The following is a 15,277-nucleotide window of genomic DNA, read 5'->3' as shown; positions in this document are numbered from 1 at the left end:
TGCGAGGGATGTGACCATTCAGTAATGATTACTCGAAGAGAGTTTGATCGTAAGGTGAAAAAAATACTTGTGAAGCACGAAGAATAGAGAGAGAGTAACAGTTACAGTAGGTAACTGTTACTTTTTTTCGTTTGGCGGAAACTTGTCATTTTTTTCGTTACTATCTATAATGATGAAAGATTGAGACATAGGAGTGAAAAATATGGGATTAACGGCTGGGATTGTTGGATTACCTAACGTAGGGAAGTCCACTTTATTTAATGCAATTACACAAGCAGGAGCAGAATCTGCGAACTATCCATTCTGTACAATTGATCCAAACGTAGGGATTGTAGAAGTACCAGATGAGCGTTTAAATAAATTAACGGAATTAGTAGAACCGAAAAAGACTGTTCCGACTGTATTTGAGTTTACTGATATTGCAGGTATCGTAAAAGGTGCTAGTAAAGGTGAAGGTTTAGGAAATAAATTCTTATCTCACATTCGTCAAGTAGATGCAATTTGCCAAGTTGTTCGTTGTTTTGAAGACGAAAATATTACGCACGTTTCAGGGAAAGTAGATCCAATTGATGATATCGAAACAATCAACTTAGAGCTAATTTTAGCGGACTTAGAGTCTGTTGATAAGCGTATCGAGCGTGTTGCGAAATTAGCAAGACAAAAAGATAAAGAAGCTGTATATGAGCATGAAATTTTAGTTCGTTTAAAAGAGGCTTTTGAAGAGGGGAAACCGGCTCGTACTGTTGAATTTACAGAAGAGCAGATGAAGATTGTTAAAGGCCTTCATTTACTTACAACAAAAGAAATGTTATACGTAGCGAACGTAAGTGAAGACGATATTATCGATCCTTCGGAAAATAAATACGTACAAATGGTAAAAGAATTTGCAGAAAATGAAAATTCTCAAGTAATCGTTGTATGTGCAAAAATCGAATCAGAAATCGCTGAATTAGACGAGGAAGAGAAAAAAGTATTCCTTGAAGAACTAGGTATTGAAGAGTCTGGTTTAGATCAATTAATTCGTGCAGCATATGACCTATTAGGACTTGCTACTTACTTTACAGCTGGCGTTCAAGAAGTACGTGCTTGGACATTTAAACAAGGTATGAAGGCACCACAATGTGCTGGTGTTATTCATACAGACTTTGAGCGTGGATTTATTCGTGCAGAAACAGTTTCTTACGATGACTTAATGACAAACGGTTCTATGACAGCTGCAAAAGAAGCTGGAAAAGTACGTTTAGAAGGAAAAGAGTATATCGTAAAAGATGGAGATGTTATGCACTTCCGTTTTAACGTTTAATTTAATATTTCCTAGGAAAAATAAAGATATGAGCTTGGCGAATATATTATATGTTTGCCAAGTTTTTTATGTATTGGTGAGTTGATTCATATAACTTACTATGATATAATCTAAACTCGTGAGTAATTACTATAAATTAATTGCTCCTTGCCCATTATGGGCCGTTTAGACCAAAAGGAGGTGAAAGTGTAATGAGAAAGTACGAAATTATGTACATCATTCGTCCTGGCGTTGAAGAAGAAGCTCAAAAAGCTTTAGTTGAACGTTTTGCAGGTGTTTTAACAAACAATGGTGCAGAAATCATTAACACGAAAGAGTGGGGTAAGCGTCGTTTAGCTTACGAAATCAACGACTTACGTGAAGGTTTCTACATGATCTTAAACGTGAACTCTAACGCAGAAGCGATTAACGAATTCGACCGTTTAGCTAAGATCAACGAAGATATCCTTCGTCATATCGTTGTTAAAGAAGAAGAAAAATAATTGATATATAAGGGAGAGTGGTTCGATTGATGAATCGTGTTATCCTCGTTGGTCGTTTAACTAAGGACCCTGACTTACGTTACACGCCCAATGGTGTTGCAGTAGCTACTTTTACGTTAGCTGTGAATCGCGCATTTGCGAATCAACAAGGTGAGCGTGAAGCTGACTTTATTAATTGTGTAATATGGCGTAAACAAGCAGAAAACGTAGCAAATTATTTGAAAAAAGGAAGCTTAGCAGGCGTAGATGGACGTCTTCAAACTCGTAATTACGATGGACAAGACGGTAAACGTGTGTATGTAACAGAAGTTCTTGCGGAAAGCGTACAATTTTTAGAGCCGCGTAATGGCGGTGGGGAGCAACGTGGTTCATTCAATCAGCAACCATCAGGAGCTGGTTTCGGTAACCAAAGCTCTAACCCATTTGGTCAATCTAGTAATTCAGGTAACCAAGGTAATCAAGGGAACTCTGGATTTACGAAGAATGACGATCCATTTTCAAATGTAGGTCAACCGATCGACATTTCCGACGACGATTTACCGTTCTAATACAGTAAATTTGTTAGTTTTAACAAAGAATGGAGGGAAATAGACATGGCAGGACGCAAAGGTGGACGTGCGAAACGTCGTAAGGTGTGTTTCTTCACAGCTAACGGCATCACTCGCATTGACTATAAAGATGTTGATTTATTAAAACGTTTCGTTTCTGAGCGTGGTAAAATTTTACCTCGTCGTGTAACAGGGACAAGCGCAAAATACCAACGCAAACTTACAGTTGCAATTAAACGTGCTCGTCAAATGGCACTTTTACCATATGTTGGTGAATAATAGCGTATGAAATGCACAGTAGAGTCGGACTCTACTGTGCATTTTGCTATGCTTTTCTTTTTGAAAGAGAGGTTAAAATGTGAAACAAACAAAGTTTATTACAGAAGGTGCAGCGTTATTAGCTATATATGCAATTTTATTGCTTATATCTATGTATGTTCCGATTTTGGGTACTGTTGTAACTTTTGCTTTGCCGTTACCATTTATACTATTAACGATAAGACATAAACTATCTAATGTGCTCATGATTTTTGTAGCATCACTTTTTGTTACTATTATTGTGAGTCAACCTATGAATTTAGTGAAGACAATTATGTTTGGATTGATAGGGATTGTTTTAGGATATATGTATAAAACAAGAAAAAAGTCAGTAGAAATCTTAATAGCGGGGACGCTTGCATACTTAATTGGTTTTGTACTTATTTATGTTGCGAGTATAAAGTTTTTCAACATAGATATAATGAAGCAAATGCAAAGTATGTTTAGTGAAAGTATGGTGCAAAGTGAAAAGATAGTAAGTGCTACAGGTATGCCGATTAGTAAGGAACAAAAAGAGTTACTTACACAAATGAATGATATATTACAATCGTTATTTCCAAGTATACTTGTTCTAGTTTCAGTATGTTTTTCTTGGATTACAGTGATAATATCAGGTAGTGTTTTGAAAAAGTTAAAACATGACATTATACCTTGGCCTAAATTTAAAGATATACAATTACCAAAGAGTATTGTTTGGTATTACGTTATATTTATTTTGTTAGCAACTTTTATAAAAGTAGAACCAACATCATATTTACATATGGTATTTTCTAACCTAAATGTCATATTTACACTATTGCTTGTACTGCAAGGTCTGACATTTATCGCCTTTTTAGCGTATAGAAAAGGTTTTACTAAAGGGATTCCTATTATTAGTTTTATTGCATGCATGTTTATTCCGATGCTGTTTCCTCTTGTGACAATCTTAGGTATAATTGACTTAGGGATTTCATTGCGTTCTAAAATAGGGGGATAAAACAATATTCCTTATACTATTTTAATCTGTTTAACTAACTGGAAGGTGAGTTAGTTTTACTTTATAGGAGTTGTATACATGCCTGAATTTGATAAGAAACAGTGGTTTTTATATCCTGTTTATGTATTGGCATTTTTTGTGTTTGTGCTCATTTCAATTCTCTGTTATTTTCATTTAATTATGGGAATAGCTGCTTTTGTCATTTTTTGTATCGTATTTTTTATCGTTATACGATTTGAACTTAATTTTCAAAGGAATTTCGAAAAGCATACGACAGATATGATTACAAGAGTAAAGAAAGTAAGTAATGAAGCATTTAACCAAATGCCGATTGGTATTTTGTTATACAATAAGGATTATGGGATTGATTGGGCAAATCCTTATTTATCTTCATGTCTGGGACAGCATGCATTAGCTGGATGGCACCTTTACGATGTATCAGAAACATTACTTCTTTTCATTAAAGGAGAAACTTCTGATGATATAGTCTCTTTAAATAATCGAAAGTTTCGCGTTTTTGTAAGGAAAGAAGAAAAGTTAATTTATTTCTTTGATGTAACGGAACAAACAGAAATCGAAAAGATGTATGAGGATCAACGTACTGTTTTAGCTGTAATTTATTTGGATAATTATGATGAAGTTACACAAGGATTAGATGATCAATTACGTACGAATATAACAAGTCTTGTAACATCGCGACTAAATGAATGGGCACTTAAGTATGGTGCGTATTTAAAACGTGCATCTTCAGAAAGATTCTTCGTTGTGCTAAATGAAAGTATTCTGACGCAAATGGAGAAAGGGAAATTTAGTATTTTAGATCAGGTGCGTGAAGAAACATCTAAAAGGAATATACCACTTACATTAAGTGTAGGTGTCGGATCAGGTGATTTACCTTTGTCAGAGCTTGGGGCAATGGCTCAATCTGGTTTAGACCTTGCGCTTGGACGCGGGGGAGATCAAGTAGCTATTAAACAAGCGACAGGTAAAGTTAAGTTCTATGGAGGCAAGACAAATCCGGTTGAAAAGCGTACCCGTGTACGTGCTAGGGTCATTTCGCATGCGTTAAAGGATTTAGTATTAGAAAGTAGTAATGTCATTATCATGGGGCATAGGGCTCCTGATATGGACGCAATTGGTGCTGCGATTGGTATTTTAAAAGTGGCTCAATTAAACGAGCGTAAAGGATATATTGTATTAGATGAAAATGATTCTGATAAGGGAATTAAACGCTTGATGGACAAAGTGAAACAAAATGAGGAATTATGGTCTCACTTTATTACTCCAGAGCAAGCGATGGAATTTGCGAATGATGAGTCATTACTTGTTGTTGTTGATACACATAAACCTTCTATGGTGATGGAACAAAAATTGTTACATAAAATTGAAAATGTAGTAGTTATCGATCATCATCGCCGTGGAGAAGATTTTATTGAAGATCCATTGCTAGTTTATATGGAACCATATGCTTCTTCAACGGCAGAACTGGTTACAGAATTGCTTGAGTATCAACCGAAAAATTTAAAGATGACAATGTTAGAAGCAACGGCATTGTTAGCGGGGATTATTGTCGACACGAAAAGTTTCACATTCCGGACGGGGGCTCGTACGTTTGATGCTGCTTCCTATTTACGCTCACATGGTGCAGATACTGTACTTGTACAAGAACTTTTAAAGGAAGATATGGATCAGTATTTACGGGTTGCAAAAGCTATAAAAAATGCGTACATTTATAAAAATGGAATTGCGATTGCTAAAGTTGATAGTGATGATTACTACGATCAAGTGCTTATTGCGCAATCAGCTGACACGTTATTAACAATGACAGGAATTATTGCATCATTTGTTGTTGCGAAACGTGGCGAGAATCTCATTGGAATTAGCAGCAGGTCTTTAGGTGAAGTGAATGTGCAGCTAATTATGGAAAACTTAGGTGGTGGCGGGCATTTGACGAATGCAGCCACACAAATGAAAAATGTTACAGTAGATGAAGCCGAGGAGAAGCTTCGATTTGTTATTGATGACTATTTACAGGGAGGCACACAATCATGAAAGTAATTTTTCTAAAAGACGTAAAAGGTAAAGGTAAAAAAGGAGAAGTAAAAAACGTACCAGATGGCTATGCAAATAACTTCTTACTAAAACAGGGATTGGCTGCTGAAGCAACAAATAGCAGTATGAAAACTTTAGAAGCTCAAAAGCGTAAAGAAGAAAAAGATGCAGCAGCAGAAGTTGAGAATGCAAAAGAGCTGAAAGAAACATTAGAGAAATTAACTGTAGAAGTAAAAGCGAAATCTGGAGAAGGTGGCCGTTTATTCGGTTCTATTACGAGCAAACAAATCGTAGATGCGATGCAAAAATCACATAAAATTAAACTTGATAAACGTAAATTTGAAATGGATGATGCAATCCGTGCATTAGGCTACACAAATGTAACAGTGAAATTGCATCCGCAAGTAACAGCGACAGTAAAAGTTCATGTTAGTGAACAATAAAAATAAATTAAGCAAGGAGGATTGCGTATGAGTGATGTACTTGCTGATCGTACCCCTCCGCATAATATAGAAGCCGAGCAGGCGGTTTTAGGGGCCATATTAATTGATCAAGATGCGTTAACATCAGCATCAGAGTTATTGGTACCTGACTCATTCTATCGAACGAAACATCAAAAGATTTTTGAGGTAATGCTTGGGTTATCTGACAAAGGAGAACCGATCGATTTAGTAATAATGACATCAGCGATGGCTGATCAAGGATTACTAGAAGAAGTTGGTGGAGTGTCTTATCTAGCAGAGTTAGCAGAAGTTGTTCCAACAGCTGCTAACGTTGAATATTATGCACGTATCATCGCTGAAAAGGCACTTTTACGTCGTTTAATTCGAACAGCGACTCATATTGTGTCGGATGGATACGAGAGAGAAGATGACGTAGACGGCCTTTTAAATGAGGCCGAGAAAAAAATATTAGAAGTATCCCATCAAACGAATGCAAAAGCATTTCAAAATATTAAAGATGTTCTTGTAGATGCTTATGATAAAATTGAACTTTTGCATAATCAAAAAGGTGAAGTTACTGGGATACCAACTGGATTTACTGAATTAGATAAGATGACGGCAGGTTTCCAGCGAAATGATTTAATCATCGTAGCAGCACGTCCGTCAGTAGGGAAAACTGCATTTTCATTAAATATCGCACAAAACGTAGCGACGAAAACGGATGAAAATGTAGCGATTTTTAGTTTGGAGATGGGCTCCGATCAGCTTGTTATGCGTATGCTTTGTGCAGAAGGAAATATCGATGCGCAAAGACTTCGTACCGGGTCATTAACTTCTGATGATTGGGCGAAATTAACAATGGCGATGGGTAGTCTTTCAAATGCCGGTATATATATTGATGATACACCAGGAATTAAGGTAAATGAGATTCGAGCGAAATGTCGTAGACTAAAGCAAGAACAAGGTCTTGGTATGGTTTTAATTGACTACTTACAGCTTATTCAAGGAAGTGGGAAATCAGGTGAGAACCGTCAGCAGGAGGTATCTGAGATTTCTCGTACTTTAAAAGGGATTGCGCGTGAATTGCAAGTGCCTGTTATTGCCTTATCACAGTTATCTCGTGGTGTAGAATCTCGTCAGGATAAACGCCCGATGATGTCTGATATTCGTGAATCTGGTAGTATTGAGCAGGATGCTGATATTGTAGCTTTCCTATATCGTGAAGATTACTATGACCGTGAAACGGAAAATAAAAATACGATTGAAATTATCATTGCAAAACAACGTAATGGTCCGGTAGGTTCAGTAGAGCTTGCGTTTGTTAAAGAATTTAATAAATTCGTTAATTTAGAACGACGCTTTGAGGATGGGGCATAAAGGCAGTATAAAAAAGAAACACATTTCTTATAATAAGATGTGTTTCTTTTTTTATGGGATAAAGATAAGGCTTTCATAAGGTGAAAATATAATTCTTACGAACGAAAATGATTTTTAATAAAAAAATGTTCGCTTTTTGGTTGACTTCTTTTTCGGTTTTGGTACAATTATATTGTTTGAATAGATCGTTTGAAAATTGCGGAGGTGCTTTAATAATGTCTTCAGTAGTAGTTGTAGGAACACAATGGGGCGACGAAGGAAAAGGTAAAATCACTGATTTTCTTTCTGAGCATGCGGAAGTAGTTGCAAGATATCAAGGTGGAAATAACGCGGGACATACAATTGTTTTCGGCGGAGTTAAATATAAGTTACACTTAATTCCATCTGGTATTTTCTATAAAGAGAAAATTTGTGTAATCGGAAATGGCTTAGTAGTAGATCCGAAAGCATTACTTGAAGAGTTAAAATACTTACACGACCGTGGTGTAAGTACTGATAATTTACGTGTAAGTAACCGTGCACACGTTATTTTACCTTATCACTTAAAACAAGATGAGTTAGAAGAGGCTAGTAAAGGTGATAACAAAATCGGTACAACGAAAAAAGGTATCGGTCCTGCATATATGGATAAAGCTGCTCGTATTGGTATCCGTATGGCTGATCTTTTAGACCGTGAAGCATTTAAAGAGAAGCTTGAGCGCAATTTAGTAGAGAAAAATCGTTTGTTTGAAAAAATGTACGATACAGAAGGTTTCAGCGTAGAGGAAATCTTTGAAGAGTACTTCGAATATGGACAACAAATCGCACAATATGTATGCGACACATCTGTTGTATTAAATGATGCACTAGATAACAATCACCGTGTATTATTTGAAGGTGCACAAGGTGTTATGCTTGATATTGACCACGGTACGTACCCGTTCGTTACATCTTCTAACCCGATTGCGGGTGGTGTAACAGTTGGAACTGGAGTTGGCCCTGCGAAAGTTACTCGCGTTGTAGGTGTATGTAAAGCATATACAAGCCGTGTTGGTGACGGTCCATTCCCTACTGAACTTAATGATGAAATTGGTCATCAAATTCGTGAAGTTGGTCGTGAGTACGGAACAACAACTGGTCGTCCGCGCCGCGTAGGTTGGTTCGATAGCGTTGTTGTAAGACATGCGCGTCGTGTTAGTGGTTTAACGGATCTATCATTAAATTCTATCGACGTTCTAACAGATATTCCAACTCTTAAAATTTGTGTTGCTTACAAATACAATGGCGAAGTTATCGATGAAGTTCCAGCAAACTTAAACATTTTAGCGAAATGTGAGCCTGTATATGAAGAGCTTCCAGGTTGGACAGAAGATATTACTGGTGTAAAATCATTAGACGAGCTTCCTGAAAATGCAAGAAAATACGTAGAACGTGTTTCTGAGTTAACAGGAATTCAATTATCTATGTTCTCAGTTGGACCAGATCGTAACCAAACGAATATTGTTCGTAATGTATACGAAGCTTAATTGATATTTTTAGAAAAAACTCATGTCCGCATGAGTTTTTTCTTATCTTTTATAAAAAAATGAAAAAAAGTATTGCGAAGAATACAGAATACATGTTATGATACATCTTGTCGTCACGAAAATATGACGTTGGTGAGTATGAGCCATTAGCTCAGTTGGTAGAGCATCTGACTTTTAATCAGAGGGTCGAAGGTTCGAATCCTTCATGGCTCACCATTTTATTTTTCGTGGCCCGTTGGTCAAGTGGTTAAGACACCGCCCTTTCACGGCGGTAACACGGGTTCGAATCCCGTACGGGTCATGTTTTTTTATGCTTATTTTTGGTCCCGTGGTGTAGTGGTTAACATGCCTGCCTGTCACGCAGGAGATCGCCGGTTCGACCCCGGTCGGGACCGCCACTTTTGTTTATACCACCATTAGTGGTTTTATATATAGTTTTGGCTCGGTAGCTCAGTCGGTAGAGCAGAGGACTGAAAATCCTCGTGTCGGCGGTTCGATTCCGTCCCGAGCCACTCTCAGGATATTAAGTGGGCCCACTTAATATCCTTTTTATTTATGTAATTTTACAAAACTGAGTAGTTATTTTAAAATAGAACGAGGAGCCTCTAGCAGTTGAAGCTAGAGGTTTTTCTATAGATCGTATAGGATGCCGTGTAAAAGTGGATCATACATGAGTCTATGAGAATAGAGGAGAAAATACTTAAACAAAGGATGCGGTCATATAGGACATACTATGTAAACATCGATATGTTTAGGGATTATTGACCATATTTTTATAAGGAGGAAATAGACGATGATGGGAAAGAAAATTTTAGTAGTTGATGATGAAAAGCCGATTGCAGATATTTTGAAGTTTAATCTAGAAAAAGAAGGTTTTGAAATAGTAATGGCGCATGATGGTGATGAAGCAATTGAAAAAGCTAATGAAGAACAACCAGATATGGTTTTATTAGATATTATGCTACCGGGTAAAGATGGATTAGAGGTTTGCCGTGAAATACGTAAAAGTTCAGAAATGCCGATTATTATGCTTACAGCAAAGGACTCTGAGATTGATAAAGTATTAGGGCTTGAGCTTGGGGCAGATGATTATGTAACGAAGCCATTTAGTACGAGGGAATTACTTGCTCGTGTGAAGGCGAATTTACGCCGTCATCAACAAGGTGGTTCTGCAGAAAAAGAAGAAAATACAGAAATGGTTATTGGACCAATTGTTATTAATCCAAATGCATATAGTGTAACGAAGCGCGAGGAAAATATCGAGCTTACACATCGTGAATTTGAGTTGCTACATTATTTAGCGAAACATTTAGGACAAGTTATGACACGCGAACATTTATTACAAACAGTTTGGGGTTATGACTATTTTGGAGATGTGCGCACAGTAGACGTAACAGTACGTCGTTTGCGTGAAAAAATTGAAGATAATCCAAGCCATCCTACTTTAATTGTAACTAGACGTGGAGTAGGGTATTACTTGCGTGACCCAGAGCAGGAATAGTATATGAAGAAAGTTGGTTTTTTTCAATCTATTCATTTAAAATTTGTGCTTATATATATGCTATTAATATTAATAGCGATGCAAGTTATTGGGGTTTATTTCGTAAGGGAATTAGAGAAGAGCCTAGTACAAGGTTTTAGGGATTCTTTAACGCAGCAAACAAACTTATTATCATATAACTTGAAACAAGAGTTTAAAAAAAGTTATACAAAAGCAGAAACAGAGTCAACAGATGAAACCATTAAAACTTCTATTCGAAAATTTGCCTCTGATCAAAAGAAAGTTATACAAGAGGTAAGTGTATTTGATTCGCATAGAAAGTTATTGGCTATTTCAGATGAATCAAAGCAGAATAAGGTGAATAGAACATCAACTGATATAGCTGTTCAGCGAGTGTTAGTACAAAAAAAGCCAGAAGTGAAAATTGAGAAGGATGGTAGTACAGGCCATCGTGTTCAAGTTATGCTTACTCCGATTCTAGATGATAATGGCAAGGATGCGCTTGGTGTTATATACATCGTTGCATCTATGGAAGATGTATATAAACAAATGAAGGATATAAATCAAATTTTTGCTACGGGAACAGTAATTGCCTTATTAGTAACGGCCGTACTTGGGATTTTATTGGCTCAAACAATTACAAGACCAATTTCAGATATGCGGAGACAAGCAATCGAAATGGCAAAAGGAAATTATTCGAGAAAAGTAAAAGTGCATAGCCATGATGAAATTGGACAACTGGCATTATCCTTCAATAATTTATCAAAAAAATTACAACAAGCTCGTTCTTCTACAGAAAGTGAAAGGCGTAAATTATCATCCGTTTTATCACATATGACAGATGGAGTAATTGCTACTGACCGAAAAGGGGATATTATTTTACTAAATGACCCTGCGGAAAAGATGTTAAATGTTTCTCGTGAAACAGCGCTCGATCAATCTGTTTTAGAGGTATTAGGGATACAGGAAGAATTTACGCTCGATCATTTATATGAAGAGCCAGATTCTGTGTTATTAGATTTTAGTACGAGAAACGAACCATATATTTTACGTGCTAGTTTCTCTGTTATTCAAAAAGAAACAGGGAAGGCCAATGGCTTAATTGCTGTACTATATGATGTAACAGAGCAGGAGCGTATAGAAGGGGAACGCCGTGAGTTTGTGGCGAATGTCTCTCATGAATTAAGGACGCCATTAACGACGATGCGCAGTTATTTAGAGGCACTTACAGATGGAGCGTGGCAGGATCCGAATATTGCACCACAATTTTTAACGGTTACACAAGAAGAAACAGAAAGAATGATTAGACTTGTAAATGCGTTGTTACAGCTATCTAAACTTGATAGTACAGAGCACCGTTTAATGAAAGAATGGGTCGACTTTACTGATTTCTTTAATAATGTTATTGATCGCTTTGAAATGTCTAAAGAGCAAAATGTAAGTTTCAAACGATCTTTCTCTAAAAAATCTAGGTTTATTGATATGGATACTGACAAAATTACTCAAGTGCTGTATAACATTATTTCTAACGCATTAAAGTATTCACCAGAAGGTGGAACAGTAACATATCGCTTACGTGATCGCGGTGATTTATTAGAAATTAGCGTAAGTGACCAAGGAATGGGTATTCCAAAAGAAAACGTTGATAAAATCTTTGAACGTTTTTATCGCGTAGATAAAGCTCGTTCAAGACAAATGGGTGGTACGGGACTTGGATTAGCAATTGCAAAAGAAATGATTGAGGCACATGGTGGCTCTATTTGGGCGAAGAGTGAAGAAGGAAAAGGGACAACTATTTATTTCACGTTACCAATGGCAGCAGATGAAGAGGACGATTGGGAATGAGTATGGAAAACTTTAAAACAATAGTTTTAATTAACCTAGTCGTAATTAGCCTATTTCTTACTTTTAACCTATGGACGTATGTGCCAGATTCTACATCCATGCAAAACGCGAAATTTGTACAGGGCAATGAAGGAACGAATCAAACTAAAATTGCCGATGTTGTCCGTCCTACTTCTATCATCGTGCATAAAGATAAAAATCATTATGGGAGCAGAAGAGAGGCAGATATAGAATCAATCTATAAGCCTCTGGAAGTAGGGGAACTACATGAGTTTAGAGAGATATCAATCACTAAGGGTGATTTCCTGTCCTATGTGCATGGTGAAGGGAAAATTGAACTTGTTTTCCCTACCGATATCCCATTTGATGCAGTTAAATCCATGTTTAACATGAAAGAGAAAGGTACAGATAAGCCTAAACATTTTAATCGTATTCTTCTTGATCCTTCTAGAAGTAAGGATCAAGAAATTAAAATTAACTTTGTTTCTGATGGTGATAACTTTAAAATATATGAGGCAAAATTAAGTGGCGTGTATTTAAAAGATATTGTAAATGCCCAAAATCAATTTATAGTATCAGCAAAGCCTTATTTTGATTATCAAATCAATGATATGAAAAAGTTATTTTTACCAGATGGAACGACAGAGTTAAACAATATAACATATATCTCATCTAATTTAGCAGTGGATACGTTTAAGAATGCTCTGTTTAGTGATCCTCGTTATTTAAGTCCAATTACTGAGATATCGAAAGAAACATTTACAGATGGTATTAGATCTATGGAAATTGAAGACGATCGTCACATGCTAAAGTATAAAAACTCTTCTGTCTTAACTGAGAAAACGATAGATAATTTAATGCTGTTACAAAAAAGCTTTGAATTCGTAAGTGGTCACAGTGGAAGTTTGGATTCATATCGTTTGGACTATATGAATAAAGGAGAGACAGTGTTTCGCTTACATGAAGATGGATATTCCGTATTCAATACAGATGGATTAGCTGAATTGAGACAAAAATGGGGATCAGAAGAAGTAATGGAATATGAAAGACCGTTGCTGTCTTTAAATACTAAAGGCATAGAACAGAAGGTTACTCTTCCGTCAGGGCATGTTGTAATAGCATCTCTAGAAAATAATCCAGAGATAAAGAAACAAGTAATTAAGGATATTGGTATTGGATACAAGTTATCACTAGATGGACAAGTAGTTCGACTACAACCAATTTGGTATGTAAAGCTTGTTGAAGGTGAAACAGGTAAACAGAAAATCTATGAGTGGAGTGAGGGAGGACTAAATGGATTGGGATCGGATTAAAACCATATTTATTGTGACCTTTTTTGTTTTGGACCTCTTTCTCATTTTTCAATTCATTCAAAAGCAAGATAGTAATCAATTGGAGCTTATTGCAGAAACAAAGATAGATCAAGAATTAAAGGCAAACAAAATTACTATAGGGAATATCCCTAAGGAACCGAAAAAAGAGTCGTTTATTAGAGCGGAAAATAAAGCCTTTAAAGAAGATGATATACAGTCTTTGAAAAATCAAACGGCGCATATACAAAATATGTACAAGATAGAAAGTAAGCTAAAAGAGCCTTTTTTAAATACGAAATCATTATCAAAAGATAAGTATAATGAATTTTTGAAGAACTATGTATTGGATGGACAAAAGTATGAATTTGGAGCGGTGAAAGACTCTAAAATTTATTTCTTCCAAAAATATAAAGATAAGCCTATTTTCTATAATAATCAGGCGATGATTGTTGTGGAATTAAATGAAAAAAATGAACTTGTTTCATATACGCAGACAATGCTAACTGATTTAAAAGAAATGGGCGAAGGTGAAAAAACGAAAGAGCAAGAAATTATTACGGCTCAAACAGCTTTAGAAAATTTGTATTTAAAAAATAAAATTCATGGAAATACGCATGTTAAAGAAGCACAAATTGGCTATGCCACTCTTACCGCATCTACTTCTAATAACCAAGTACTTGCTCCAACGTGGAATTTAAAAACGGAGCAGAAACAGGACTTCTTTGTGAATGCAATTGAAGGACAAGTTATGGAATTAGGGGAAAAGGAAAATCAAGTGGTTGATGAACATACTGGAGTGAGAAAGAATGGGGTTGCATTTTAGCGTACTTGCAAGTGGAAGTACAGGAAATATGCTATACGTAGGAACCGATGAAAAAAAATTACTAGTCGATGCAGGTTTAAGTGGTAAGGCGACAGAGGCTTTATTTAAACAAGCAGAACTGAATATAAATGATGTATCAGGTATTCTTGTAACACATGAGCATAGTGATCATATTAAAGGGTTAGGTGTATTGGCGCGTAAATATGATTTACCCGTTTATGCGAATGAGAAAACATGGAATGCAATGGAACATTTAATAGGAAATATCCCAACTGAGCAAAAATTCATTTTCTCAGTTGGGGATGTGAAAACATTTGGTGATATTGAAGTCGAATCATTTGGAGTTTCTCATGATGCGGCAGAACCGATGTTTTATGCTTTCCATAACAATAATAGGAAATTAGCACTTATTACAGATACGGGATACGTAAGCGACCGTATGAAGGGCGTTATTAAGGGAGCTAATGCTTTCGTATTTGAAAGTAATCATGATGTGGAAATGCTTCGTATGGGACGTTACCCATGGAGCATTAAACGACGTATTTTAAGCGACGTTGGGCATGTTTGTAATGAAGATGCTGCATTAGCAATGGCAGATGTAATTACAGATGAGACAAAGCATATTTATTTAGCCCATTTAAGCTTAGATAATAACATGAAAGAACTAGCTCGTATGTCAGTATCACAAGTACTAGAGGAAAAAGGATTTGGAGTGGGTGAATCCTTTGAAATTCACGATACAGATCCAAAAATGCCTACAAAAATTCAATACGTATAATTCTTCATTTTAG

Annotated in this window: 15 protein-coding genes and 4 tRNA genes; all 19 read left to right on the top strand. The window is 36.2% G+C overall.

What is annotated here, in order from left to right; translation table 11 throughout:
• On the top strand, positions 1 to 87 hold an 87-nt coding region (locus MR160_RS23550), incomplete at its 5' end, for a DUF951 family protein (RefSeq protein ID WP_242298128.1).
• Between the two features lie 115 nt (positions 88 to 202).
• On the top strand, positions 203 to 1,303 hold the full coding sequence (gene ychF, locus MR160_RS23545; RefSeq protein ID WP_000524658.1) for a redox-regulated ATPase YchF: 1,101 nt from the start codon (positions 203 to 205) through the stop codon (positions 1,301 to 1,303).
• Between the two features lie 191 nt (positions 1,304 to 1,494).
• Positions 1,495 to 1,785: a 30S ribosomal protein S6 gene (rpsF, locus tag MR160_RS23540; RefSeq protein ID WP_001233781.1), complete on the top strand. Its 291-nt coding sequence runs from the start codon at positions 1,495 to 1,497 to the stop codon at positions 1,783 to 1,785.
• A 26-nt stretch (positions 1,786 to 1,811) separates the two neighbouring features.
• Positions 1,812 to 2,333 (top strand): single-stranded DNA-binding protein, encoded by a 522-nt coding sequence (ssb, locus tag MR160_RS23535; protein WP_000981963.1) that lies wholly within the window; start codon positions 1,812 to 1,814, stop codon positions 2,331 to 2,333.
• A 45-nt stretch (positions 2,334 to 2,378) separates the two neighbouring features.
• Complete coding sequence (gene rpsR / locus MR160_RS23530) at positions 2,379 to 2,612, top strand: 30S ribosomal protein S18 (protein WP_000918873.1); 234 nt, start codon at positions 2,379 to 2,381, stop codon at positions 2,610 to 2,612.
• A gap of 79 nt (positions 2,613 to 2,691) precedes the next feature.
• On the top strand, positions 2,692 to 3,627 hold the full coding sequence (locus tag MR160_RS23525) for a YybS family protein (RefSeq protein WP_000814842.1): 936 nt from the start codon (positions 2,692 to 2,694) through the stop codon (positions 3,625 to 3,627).
• A gap of 78 nt (positions 3,628 to 3,705) precedes the next feature.
• Entirely contained in the window at positions 3,706 to 5,679 is a 1,974-nt protein-coding gene (locus MR160_RS23520) for a DHH family phosphoesterase (protein ID WP_001113785.1), read from the top strand.
• The gene (gene rplI / locus MR160_RS23515) at positions 5,676 to 6,122 is read left to right on the top strand and encodes a 50S ribosomal protein L9 (RefSeq protein WP_000864237.1); all 447 of its coding nucleotides are present in this window, start codon (positions 5,676 to 5,678) and stop codon (positions 6,120 to 6,122) included. Before MR160_RS23520 ends, rplI begins: the two co-directional genes overlap by 4 nt.
• A gap of 27 nt (positions 6,123 to 6,149) precedes the next feature.
• Entirely contained in the window at positions 6,150 to 7,499 is a 1,350-nt protein-coding gene (dnaB, locus tag MR160_RS23510; protein ID WP_001286147.1) for a replicative DNA helicase, read from the top strand.
• A gap of 215 nt (positions 7,500 to 7,714) precedes the next feature.
• Positions 7,715 to 9,004 (top strand): adenylosuccinate synthase, encoded by a 1,290-nt coding sequence (locus MR160_RS23505; protein WP_000100230.1) that lies wholly within the window; start codon positions 7,715 to 7,717, stop codon positions 9,002 to 9,004.
• A gap of 140 nt (positions 9,005 to 9,144) precedes the next feature.
• Positions 9,145 to 9,220 (top strand) — tRNA-Lys (locus MR160_RS23500).
• Between the two features lie 13 nt (positions 9,221 to 9,233).
• Positions 9,234 to 9,305, top strand: a tRNA-Glu gene (locus tag MR160_RS23495).
• A 21-nt stretch (positions 9,306 to 9,326) separates the two neighbouring features.
• Positions 9,327 to 9,402 (top strand) — tRNA-Asp (locus MR160_RS23490).
• Between the two features lie 41 nt (positions 9,403 to 9,443).
• Positions 9,444 to 9,516, top strand: a tRNA-Phe gene (locus MR160_RS23485).
• Between the two features lie 281 nt (positions 9,517 to 9,797).
• Entirely contained in the window at positions 9,798 to 10,505 is a 708-nt protein-coding gene (gene walR / locus MR160_RS23480) for a cell wall metabolism DNA-binding response regulator WalR (protein ID WP_000971869.1), read from the top strand.
• A gap of 3 nt (positions 10,506 to 10,508) precedes the next feature.
• Positions 10,509 to 12,350, top strand: a complete 1,842-nt coding sequence (walK, locus tag MR160_RS23475; RefSeq protein WP_000755366.1) for a cell wall metabolism sensor histidine kinase WalK — start codon at positions 10,509 to 10,511, stop codon at positions 12,348 to 12,350.
• Entirely contained in the window at positions 12,347 to 13,663 is a 1,317-nt protein-coding gene (locus MR160_RS23470) for a YycH family regulatory protein (RefSeq protein ID WP_000061567.1), read from the top strand. The genes walK and MR160_RS23470 overlap by 4 nt, the downstream gene beginning before the upstream one ends.
• A complete protein-coding gene (locus tag MR160_RS23465; RefSeq protein WP_000383719.1) occupies positions 13,644 to 14,486 on the top strand; it encodes a two-component system regulatory protein YycI in 843 nt (280 codons plus the stop codon). The genes MR160_RS23470 and MR160_RS23465 overlap by 20 nt, the downstream gene beginning before the upstream one ends.
• A complete protein-coding gene (locus MR160_RS23460; protein WP_000522837.1) occupies positions 14,470 to 15,264 on the top strand; it encodes an MBL fold metallo-hydrolase in 795 nt (264 codons plus the stop codon). The genes MR160_RS23465 and MR160_RS23460 overlap by 17 nt, the downstream gene beginning before the upstream one ends.
• Positions 15,265 to 15,277: the final 13 nt, after the last annotated feature.

Origin of the sequence: Bacillus cereus group sp. BfR-BA-01382 (assembly GCF_022663475.1) — a bacterium.
GTDB lineage: Bacteria > Bacillota > Bacilli > Bacillales > Bacillaceae_G > Bacillus_A > Bacillus_A thuringiensis_S.
Note: the sequence above shows the minus strand (reverse complement) of the source record. Positions and strands in the feature narration are given on the sequence as shown.

What these genes read in the sequence shown, in the direction of transcription:
- ychF (WP_000524658.1), top strand. Translation starts at nt 203, where the DNA reads ATGGGATTAACGGCTGGGATTGTTGGATTACCTAACGTAGGGAAGTCC.
- rpsF (WP_001233781.1), top strand. Translation starts at nt 1,495, where the DNA reads ATGAGAAAGTACGAAATTATGTACATCATTCGTCCTGGCGTTGAAGAA.
- rpsR (WP_000918873.1), top strand. Translation starts at nt 2,379, where the DNA reads ATGGCAGGACGCAAAGGTGGACGTGCGAAACGTCGTAAGGTGTGTTTC.
- MR160_RS23520 (WP_001113785.1), top strand. Translation starts at nt 3,706, where the DNA reads ATGCCTGAATTTGATAAGAAACAGTGGTTTTTATATCCTGTTTATGTA.
- rplI (WP_000864237.1), top strand. Translation starts at nt 5,676, where the DNA reads ATGAAAGTAATTTTTCTAAAAGACGTAAAAGGTAAAGGTAAAAAAGGA.
- dnaB (WP_001286147.1), top strand. Translation starts at nt 6,150, where the DNA reads ATGAGTGATGTACTTGCTGATCGTACCCCTCCGCATAATATAGAAGCC.
- MR160_RS23505 (WP_000100230.1), top strand. Translation starts at nt 7,715, where the DNA reads ATGTCTTCAGTAGTAGTTGTAGGAACACAATGGGGCGACGAAGGAAAA.
- walR (WP_000971869.1), top strand. Translation starts at nt 9,798, where the DNA reads ATGATGGGAAAGAAAATTTTAGTAGTTGATGATGAAAAGCCGATTGCA.
- walK (WP_000755366.1), top strand. Translation starts at nt 10,509, where the DNA reads ATGAAGAAAGTTGGTTTTTTTCAATCTATTCATTTAAAATTTGTGCTT.
- MR160_RS23470 (WP_000061567.1), top strand. Translation starts at nt 12,347, where the DNA reads ATGAGTATGGAAAACTTTAAAACAATAGTTTTAATTAACCTAGTCGTA.
- MR160_RS23465 (WP_000383719.1), top strand. Translation starts at nt 13,644, where the DNA reads ATGGATTGGGATCGGATTAAAACCATATTTATTGTGACCTTTTTTGTT.
- MR160_RS23460 (WP_000522837.1), top strand. Translation starts at nt 14,470, where the DNA reads ATGGGGTTGCATTTTAGCGTACTTGCAAGTGGAAGTACAGGAAATATG.